This is a genomic window from Aeromonas sp. R9-2 (assembly GCF_040908025.1).
GTDB lineage: Bacteria > Pseudomonadota > Gammaproteobacteria > Enterobacterales > Aeromonadaceae > Aeromonas > Aeromonas veronii.
The window spans coordinates 86187-95121 of record NZ_JBFOCX010000023.1; the positions used below are offsets into that span (position 1 = coordinate 86187).

General features: G+C 52.9%; 8 protein-coding genes. 4 read left to right on the forward strand and 4 right to left on the reverse strand.

Going from position 1 to position 8935, the window contains the following annotated elements:
- Nucleotides 1-28 precede the first annotated feature (28 nt).
- The 3 genes from mazG to eno all read left to right on the forward strand — a co-directional run bounded on the left by mazG (nucleotide 29) and on the right by eno (nucleotide 3996).
- Nucleotides 29-826, forward strand: coding sequence for a nucleoside triphosphate pyrophosphohydrolase (gene mazG / locus AB5Y71_RS09100; protein ID WP_202005806.1), 798 nt, complete (start codon nucleotides 29-31; stop codon nucleotides 824-826).
- Between the two features lie 141 nt (nucleotides 827-967).
- Complete coding sequence (gene pyrG, locus AB5Y71_RS09105; protein WP_368171433.1) at nucleotides 968-2605, forward strand: glutamine hydrolyzing CTP synthase; 1638 nt, start codon at nucleotides 968-970, stop codon at nucleotides 2603-2605.
- A gap of 89 nt (nucleotides 2606-2694) precedes the next feature.
- The gene (gene eno, locus AB5Y71_RS09110) at nucleotides 2695-3996 is read left to right on the forward strand and encodes a phosphopyruvate hydratase (RefSeq protein WP_005335583.1); all 1302 of its coding nucleotides are present in this window, start codon (nucleotides 2695-2697) and stop codon (nucleotides 3994-3996) included.
- A gap of 112 nt (nucleotides 3997-4108) precedes the next feature.
- Here the strand turns inward: eno and AB5Y71_RS09115 are convergent, their stop codons facing one another.
- The 3 genes from AB5Y71_RS09115 to AB5Y71_RS09125 all read right to left on the reverse strand — a co-directional run bounded on the left by AB5Y71_RS09115 (nucleotide 4109) and on the right by AB5Y71_RS09125 (nucleotide 6619).
- Nucleotides 4109-4594 carry a GNAT family N-acetyltransferase gene (locus tag AB5Y71_RS09115; RefSeq protein WP_368171434.1) on the reverse strand — a complete coding sequence of 162 codons (486 nt, stop codon included), beginning with the start codon at nucleotides 4592-4594 and terminating at the stop codon, nucleotides 4109-4111.
- A gap of 227 nt (nucleotides 4595-4821) precedes the next feature.
- Entirely contained in the window at nucleotides 4822-5895 is a 1074-nt protein-coding gene (locus tag AB5Y71_RS09120; RefSeq protein WP_158112817.1) for a DUF6602 domain-containing protein, read from the reverse strand.
- A gap of 295 nt (nucleotides 5896-6190) precedes the next feature.
- Entirely contained in the window at nucleotides 6191-6619 is a 429-nt protein-coding gene (locus tag AB5Y71_RS09125; RefSeq protein ID WP_108612123.1) for a VOC family protein, read from the reverse strand.
- A 483-nt stretch (nucleotides 6620-7102) separates the two neighbouring features.
- Between AB5Y71_RS09125 and AB5Y71_RS09130 the strand changes: the two genes are divergently transcribed.
- The gene (locus tag AB5Y71_RS09130) at nucleotides 7103-8287 is read left to right on the forward strand and encodes a retropepsin-like aspartic protease (RefSeq protein ID WP_368171435.1); all 1185 of its coding nucleotides are present in this window, start codon (nucleotides 7103-7105) and stop codon (nucleotides 8285-8287) included.
- Nucleotides 8288-8307: 20 nt separating this feature from the next.
- Here AB5Y71_RS09130 and AB5Y71_RS09135 read toward each other — a convergent pair.
- Nucleotides 8308-8935, reverse strand: a 628-nt coding sequence (locus tag AB5Y71_RS09135; RefSeq protein ID WP_368170954.1) for an IS5 family transposase, incomplete at its 5' end; no start/stop codon positions are given.

Genomic DNA, 8935 nt, shown 5'->3' on the forward strand with positions numbered 1-8935 from the left:
TTTTGAACGAATCGAAAGCGAATATCCCATGTCCCAACGTTATGACCTCTCTCAATTGCTCGACATCATGGCTCGCCTGCGCGATCCGCAAAACGGCTGCCCCTGGGATCTGAAACAGGACTTCCAGACCATAGTGCCGCACACCCTGGAAGAGGCCTACGAGGTGGCCGATGCCATCGAGACCGAGGATTGGCAGGGGCTGAAAGGGGAGTTGGGGGATCTGCTGTTTCAGGTGGTGTTTTACGCCCAGCTGGGTAAAGAGCGGGGCTTGTTCGACTTTGCCGATATCGTCGACACGGTGAGCGAAAAGCTCATTCGCCGTCACCCCCACGTTTTTTCCGATGCAGATCTCTCCAACGAGCAGGCGGTAAAAGCGAACTGGGAGGCGGAAAAAGCCAAAGAACGAGCGGCCCTCGACAAAGAGAGCGTGCTGGACGATATCCCGCAGGCGCTGCCTGCTCTGACTCGCGCCGCCAAAATTCAGAAACGCTGCGCCACTGTCGGTTTTGACTGGAAGACGTTGGGGCCTGTGGTGGACAAGATCCACGAGGAGATCGACGAGGTGATGGAAGAGGCATTGATGGCCGATGTGGACGAGGCGCGGGTGAGCGACGAGCTCGGCGACCTGCTGTTTGCCACCGTCAATCTGGTGCGTCATCTGGGCAAGGATCCGGAGCAGGTACTGCGAGGTGCCAACGCCAAGTTCGAACGTCGTTTTCGTCAGGTTGAGCAGATAATCGCCGCAGAAGGCTTGAAAATGACCGATTGCACCCTCGAAAAGCTCGATGCCGCCTGGGATAAGGCGAAGGAAACCGAGCAAAGTTGATTTGGCGCAAGATGGGGGGACGGTGAGCCTGATAGATTTTTGCTCATTGTTTGGGAGAGGGGTTTTTGGTATACTGTTTCCCCGTCCTGCTTCATCCCCGAAGCACCCCTTAAAATTCCCTAAACTTCTTTCAGGTTCAGCATGACGACCAAATATATTTTTGTTACTGGTGGCGTTGTTTCATCCCTCGGCAAAGGCATTGCCGCAGCTTCTCTGGCAGCCATTCTGGAAGCCCGTGGTCTGGATGTGACCATCATGAAACTGGACCCGTACATCAACGTGGATCCGGGCACCATGAGCCCGACCCAGCATGGTGAAGTGTTCGTAACCGAGGACGGGGCCGAAACCGATCTGGATTTGGGCCACTACGAGCGTTTCATCCGCACCAAGATGACCCGTCGCAACAACTTTACCACCGGCCGTATCTACGCCGACGTACTGCGTAAAGAGCGTCGTGGTGACTATCTGGGCGCCACCATTCAGGTTATCCCGCACATCACCAATGCCATCAAAGAGCGGGTGATTGCCGGTGCCGAAGGCCATCAGGTTGCCATCGTCGAAGTGGGCGGTACCGTAGGTGATATCGAGTCCCTGCCGTTCCTCGAAGCCATTCGTCAGCTGGCTGCCGAAGTGGGCCGCAACAATGCCATGTTCATGCACCTGACGCTGGTTCCTTACCTGGCTGCTGCCGGTGAAGTGAAGACCAAGCCGACCCAGCACTCCGTTAAAGAGCTGCTCTCCATCGGTATCCAGCCGGATGTGCTGATCTGCCGCTCTGACCGTGCCATTCCGGCCAACGAGCGCGCCAAGATCGCCCTGTTCTGCAACGTGCCCGAGCGCGCCGTCATCTCCATGAAAGACGTCGACTCCATCTACAAGATCCCGGCACTGCTGAAATCCCAGAATCTGGACTCCTACTTCACCGAGCGTTTCGGTCTGGAGTGCAAAGAGGCTGACTTGTCCGAGTGGGAACAGGTTATCTACGAAGAGGCCAACCCGACTGGTGAAGTGACCATCGGTATGGTCGGCAAGTACGTCTCCCTGCCGGACGCTTACAAGTCCGTCAACGAGGCGCTCAAGCACGGTGGTCTCAAGACCCGTCACTCCGTCAACATCAAGTACATCGACTCTCAGGATATCGAGACCCGTGGCTCCGAGCTGCTGGAAGGTCTGGACGCAATCCTGGTGCCGGGTGGTTTCGGTGAGCGCGGCGTGGAAGGCAAAATTCTGGCTGCCCAGTATGCCCGCGAGAACAAGATCCCCTACCTGGGTATCTGCCTCGGCATGCAGGTTGCCATGATCGAATTCGCTCGCAACGTGGCGGGCATGGAAGGGGCTCACTCCTCCGAATTCAAGAAAGATTGCGCGTACCCGGTCGTCGGCCTCATCACCGAGTGGGTGGATGAAGAGGGCAATATCGAGACCCGTACCGAGAAGTCCGATCTGGGCGGTACCATGCGTCTGGGTTCCCAGCTCTGCCACCTGGTCGAAGATTCCAAGGTGCGTCAGATGTACGGCAGCCCGAGCATTTACGAGCGTCACCGTCACCGTTACGAAGTAAACAACAAGCTGCTGCCGCAGATTGAAGCGGCAGGTCTGAAAGTGACCGGTCTCTCCGCCGACAAGAAGTTGGTGGAAATCATCGAGATCCCGGATCACCCCTGGTTCGTGGCTGCGCAGTTCCACCCGGAGTTCACCTCTACTCCTCGTGATGGCCACGCTCTGTTCGCCGGTTTTGTGAAGGCGGCAGGCGAGTATCAGAAGCGTAATTTGAAGTAATTGAAAATAAATGCGGTTGGGGCACTGTGCCACAGCCGCTTTTTTTGGCATATTTTTGTTGTTTTTTTACGAAACCTGAGGAAATACACATGTCCAAGATCGTTAAAGTGATCGGTCGTGAAATCATCGACTCCCGTGGTAACCCGACCGTTGAGGCCGAAGTTCACCTGGAAGGTGGTTTTGTTGGTATGGCAGCCGCTCCGTCTGGCGCGTCCACCGGTTCCCGCGAAGCGCTGGAACTGCGTGACGGCGACAAGAGCCGTTTCCTGGGTAAAGGCGTGCTGAAAGCCATCGAAGCCGTAAACGGCCCGATCGCTCAAGCTCTGCTGGGTAAAGATGCCAAGGACCAGGCCACCGTTGACCAGATCATGATCGACCTCGACGGTACCGAGAACAAATCCAAGTTCGGCGCCAACGCCATCCTGGCTGTTTCCCTGGCTAACGCCAAAGCTGCCGCTGCTGCCAAAGGCATGCCGCTGTACGCCCACATCGCCGAGCTGAACGGCACCCCGGGTGTTTACTCCATGCCGCTGCCGATGATGAACATCATCAACGGTGGTGAGCACGCCGACAACAACGTCGACATCCAGGAGTTCATGATCCAGCCGGTTGGCGCCAAGACCCTGAAAGAAGCCGTTCGCATGGGCGCAGAAGTGTTCCACAACCTGGCCAAAGTGCTGAAGTCCAAGGGCTACAACACTGCAGTTGGTGACGAAGGTGGTTTCGCTCCGAACCTGAAATCCAACGCCGAAGCGCTGGAAGTTATCGCTGAAGCCGTTGCCGCTGCCGGTTACAAACTGGGCACCGACATCACCCTGGCTATGGACTGCGCTGCTTCCGAGTTCTACGACGCAGAGAAGAAAGAGTACAACCTGAAAGGCGAAGGTCGTGTCTTCACCTCCAACGGTTTCTCCGACTTCCTGGCTGACCTGACCACCAAGTTCCCGATCGTCTCCATCGAAGATGGCCTGGACGAATCTGACTGGGAAGGTTTCGCCTACCAGACTGCTGAACTGGGCAAGAAAATCCAGATCGTTGGTGACGACCTGTTCGTAACCAACACCAAGATCCTGAAGCGCGGTATCGACAACGGCATCGCCAACTCTATCCTGATCAAGTTCAACCAGATCGGTTCCCTGACCGAAACTCTGGCTGCCATCAAGATGGCCAAAGACGCTGGCTACACTGCCGTCATCTCCCACCGCTCCGGTGAGACCGAAGACGCGACCATCGCCGACCTGGCTGTTGGTACCGCTGCTGGCCAGATCAAGACCGGTTCCATGAGCCGTTCTGACCGTGTTGCCAAGTACAACCAGCTGATCCGTATCGAAGAAGCTCTGGGTGCCAAAGCTCCTTTCCGCGGTCTGAAAGAAGTTAAAAACCAGGCTTAATTTGCTGGTTTGCCAGCCTCGGCTGGAATGAAAAAAACCGGAACCCTTGGGTTCCGGTTTTTTTATGCCTGAGCCTTTCCACAATGGCCTGAGAGGTGAGGGGGCTCTCGGGTCAGATAAAGGGGAGCATGCGTTGATAGCGCCCTGCATGCGCCTTGAAGCCCAGCTTTTCAAACAGGGCGATAGAGCGGACGTTATCTGCATCGATATCTGCGGTGAGGCGAGTGACTCCCAGTGTGCTGGCATGGGCGAACAGCAATCCCAGCGCTTCCGACATAAACCCTCTGCGCCAATAGGCCGCATTGAGCAGGCAACCCACCTCGCAGCAATGGCCCGCCTCGCTGAAACTGTGCAGGCCGCAGGTGCCGATCACCTTGTTGCCCTCCCGCTCGACAATCGCCCACTCCAGTGACTCCCCCGTTTGCTCCAGCCGTACCACGCTCGCCATCATCTGCGCCATCATGGTGGGAGAGGTGAAGCAGGGATCAGAGGCAAACTCCATGGTCAGAGGATTGCCATAAATCTCGAACAGATCGGCAGCATCTTGCGGGCCAATGGTGCGCAGTACAATCCGTGTACCGGTTAAGTCAGGCTTCATTTATCTCCTTGGTGGGGGTTATGCCAGCAAAGCTAAGGTGAAAAACGAGACTGCGTGAAAGTCGGTCTTTGAAGGCAATTGGTGCTATCACGAAATATTGTGACCGCGAACGTCCGATTACGCTTCGCTAATCGAACCTATGGGCTAATTTTTTCTCGTCGCTCATGGTGATAATCTATTTTGAAACTTAACGCCGCATTCATCGGTTTGTCCGGTGCAATGATTTGCTAGCTGTTTTCTCTATCTGAAATATTGAATAATACTTTGCTCGATTCTTTACTTGTTTTAAAACTGATTTTAACCCTATCGCTATCGTAGCTTAATCCATTTTCATCGAAATCCTGACAACTTAAATTACCCCACATATCTTCGTAACATACTGCGAATACTTTGGGTTCATGAGTCCCTGAATGCAATAAGTACTGGCCAAAACTTCCTTTTGACAATGTATTTGAAATGCCGGAAAGGAGAGACAGTTCGACTTCGTTACTATCCATCTCAACCCCCACCCACTTATGAATGTTAAACGTAATCTCACTATACTTTAGCTCATTTATTGTTAGATCTTTTCCATCAATGCCTGCCGAGTGGTTATTCATTTGAATCATACCCTGAATGCATAGTGCAAATTGCGAACGGCTCATTTGAGATAATGCAACATCATTTGACATCAATTCTCGCATGGCCTCAATTGCACCATAAAAGTCAAGTTTTGAGGCTTCTTGAAATGATTTTAAAAAATCAGAGTTGCTAATGTAGTCTTTAAGAAAGTGTTTGCTAACACTTTTAAAGTAATAACTTTTAGCGGAGGTACACAAAACGGTAATAGCAGGATTGGTAAAGAAATTCTTGTCGTATTTTTTCAACCTCTTAAGCTCACTTCCATCAATATCGCTAGAGAATGAGAAAAGTACGGTAGGTGAAGTTCCACCAATAGATTTAAACCTTTCGAATTTAGCTATGGTAGTTTTTAGTTCATTTGCATTCAAACCACTTTTAACTTCAAAGTTATACTTTACGGCTTCAACAGGGACAAAGGCTAGTTCATTTTTCATATATGCAGGAAGAATTTCATCATCATAGATGAGAATATCAGTTTCATTTGACTGATCTCCCCTTGGGTTTTCAATAATTCCTTTTGTAAGTTTATATCTACTTGGAATAACTTCCCTTATTATATCGGAAAGTTCGCTTTCATTTAACCCCCCCTTTATCCCTTGATGAACAACCTCTTTATTACTTTCAAATTCAGCCTTTAATGCTGATATTTTTGCGCTGAACTTTTCAGATATGATGCCCATTCACTTCACCAATGTAGATATTTGTTTTTTACAGCTAGCAGTGATTAGAAGGAAGGCGGTGACAGCATATTAATACCGACTTCTATCTAACTCCACTTAAGCCTGATACAGGCTACGGTTATTTATTTTTAAAATGATATTATTGTCTCCGCTCTTATGAAAATGAACGTCTTCGCTTGACCTCTTCTTTTTACAAACCATTACGACGGTATAGTAAATAAATATTAGGACGCTCACTGTTTTGATCAGATCGCTACGCCATGGTAGCCCCACTCATTCGTGCTCTACCCTCTTGCTAAAACCGAATTTCCACCGACTCCACACTACGCTTTGCCTCACCGTGATAAACCGCTTCGATATTATTGCCGTCCGGATCAAGGACAAAGGCGGCGTAGTAGCCGGGGTGATAATTTCGCTCACCGGGGGCGCCGTTATCTTTGCCGCCATTGGCCAGTGCTGCCTGATAAAAACGATCCACCATGGCGCGATCTTTTGCCTGGAAGGCGAGGTGGTGGCGACCGGTCAACACTCCCAGTGCGGCGGGGCTGTCGACAGAGGTGACAAACAGTTCGTCTGCCCAGAAGTAGCCCTCACCTGTGCCGCCCAGCGGAATATCGAGGGTGGTGAGAATGGCCGTATAAAAGCGCTGGCTGGCGACCAAATCTTTGACCACCAGTTGGATATGGTCGATCAAGCGACCACGATGCAGGGTTTGTGTTTCCATACACCACCTTGATTTGCATGTTGTGGATGAGTTAGCGGCTTGCCGGTCAGTTCGTTTGGATCAAAAAGGGACCGGGCGAGATATGGCATGGCTACCGCCCCTGAATTCCAGCCTCCAGTCTGCTGCGGTTCACCAAGGGGATGGGGTTGGCATGGCTCATGGGAGACTCCGACGAGGCAAGTGTTGCCAAATGGCAATATTAACCATGGCGCTGTGGAGAGAAAGCTCAATATTGAGATTTTCTGTGCAAGATCAATAAATTAATCAAATGTCACCCACGATTGATGACGCGCCGAGATAGCGTGAACAGCCATTCTTTATCAATCCCCATAGAATATTCATGGTCATATCTGGCTTGAACCAGCATAAAACTCTTTGTTATTGTCCACCTCCCCCCGCCGAAATAGCTTATTTATCTATAAATCAACAAGATAGCATTATGTGGTGGCGTCGCGGGGGCATCTGCTATCGGGAAGGAGAGTTATGAAGTCGCAGTTCAAAGTGGCGCTGGCCATGTTGGCCCTGTTCGTCGTCCAAGGCTGCACAGCCCCGGATTCATCCACCAAGCGCAATGCACCCGGCCCGGTGCTGACAGTGCATTACGAAAGCGCCCCCCTGATCCCCGTCACCATAGCCGGTGAGCAGTACCAATTTTTGCTGGATACCGGGGCCAGTATCACCTTTATCGATCGTCGTCTGGCCAGCCGCTTCAAGGCGCTGACCTTAAGCGAATTGCCCAGGGCCTATCAGGCTGATTTTGCCACTGTGAGCAGCGTTTCGAGCCAACTGGGCAGCGAGCAGCTTGGCTTTGTTGAGCCGCAGCCCTTCTCGGTGGGGTCGGTCACCATTGATGACAGCGATCTGTGGGCAACTATTGATTTCGATCTTTTCTCCCAGTCTCTTGGCAGCCGTATCGATGGCATCCTCGGGATCGACACCATCCGCCGTTTCAACTGGGTGTTTGATCGCGACAGGCATCAGCTCACAGCTTCGCTGACGGCACCGTCGGCAGCCACCTTCGAGCGTTGCATCGGCTATGAAGACAGCTACAACCGCTCCCCGGCCGTGTATCTGACCCACGGCGAGAACAGCGTGCGCATGTATCTGGATACCGGGGCCGATCAGAGCTATGCCGACCATGCCTTTATCGACTTTATGGCCAGTCAGAAGGCGATCTCTGGCGAAGATGCCACGCCACGCAAAGGGGTGGACGCCAGCGGTATGGTGGAGGGGCGTGACCATATCCTCACCGGCCTGCACTTTGATGAGCGCCAGCTCGGTGAACTGCGCGTGTCGGAAAACAGCAATGAGCAGTATGGTCTGGGGCTGGATTTTGTTAACCGCTTCAATCGCTTTGCGATCATGCCCGGGCGGATGATGCTCTGCTACGACGCCGATAGCCTGGCGCGCAAAGTGCCCCCAGTCCTGCGCAATATCGGGGTGCGTTTTGATGGCGAGCATCTGCAGGTCTACTACAGCGATGAACGGGATCTTGCCCCCTATGGTCTGGCCAACGGCGACATTCTGGAGCAGATCAACGGGGTGGCTTATCGCCCCCTCGAGATCGACAAGGTGCGTGAACTGCTCAGCACCAGCAAGCCGGGGTCGCTCAAGTTGCGGATTGTGCGGGAAGGGGCGTTGTTGCCCAAATCAACGAGCAAGTCATGACTTCCCCTGCCCAAGTACCGCTACACTCGGGGCTTTCTGACAGGTAGACCAAGGATATTCAGCTTGTTTATGGCGCTTACATACGCCATCACTTCTCCCACTTGGCCGTTGTAGTTACGCAGACTGATTTTCCCCGCCAGCAACTGCTTGAACCGATACATCGCTGTCTCTGCCAGCGAGCGACGGTGATACCCCGATATCTTCTTCCAGTGCGCCAGCCCTTCCTTGCGCATCACCAGCACAGCCTCATTTCTTGGATGCCCCTTTTTCCATAACCCCGCGCTCTTGCGAGGCGGGATACAGGCTGTCGCCCCTTTGCGCGAGATAAGCTGATGGCTGGCTTTGCTGTCATAGGCGCCATCCGCATAAACACGTCCCAGCTTACGCCGTAGTGGCTTGAGCAGAGTTGGTAGCACCTCGGCATCATGGACATTTTCCAACGACACTTCCGCCGCCACGATATCGTGGGTCACTGGGTCTACCGCCAGATGCAGCTTGCGCCACACACGCCGCTTCTCGGCGCCGTGTTTTCTGACCTTCCACTCGCCTTCACCAAATACCTTCAGGCCGGTCGAATCGATAACCAGGTCGGTGATACGCCCCTTGGCGGGTTGTCGATAGGCCACTTTCACCGTGCGAGCGCGCTTG

Coding starts and splice junctions, on each gene's coding strand:
- AB5Y71_RS09130 (WP_368171435.1), top strand. CDS start 7,103: ATGAAGTCGCAGTTCAAAGTGGCGCTGGCCATGTTGGCCCTGTTCGTC.
- pyrG (WP_368171433.1), top strand. CDS start 968: ATGACGACCAAATATATTTTTGTTACTGGTGGCGTTGTTTCATCCCTC.
- AB5Y71_RS09125 (WP_108612123.1), bottom strand. CDS start 6,619: ATGGAAACACAAACCCTGCATCGTGGTCGCTTGATCGACCATATCCAA.
- AB5Y71_RS09115 (WP_368171434.1), bottom strand. CDS start 4,594: ATGAAGCCTGACTTAACCGGTACACGGATTGTACTGCGCACCATTGGC.
- mazG (WP_202005806.1), top strand. CDS start 29: ATGTCCCAACGTTATGACCTCTCTCAATTGCTCGACATCATGGCTCGC.
- AB5Y71_RS09120 (WP_158112817.1), bottom strand. CDS start 5,895: ATGGGCATCATATCTGAAAAGTTCAGCGCAAAAATATCAGCATTAAAG.
- eno (WP_005335583.1), top strand. CDS start 2,695: ATGTCCAAGATCGTTAAAGTGATCGGTCGTGAAATCATCGACTCCCGT.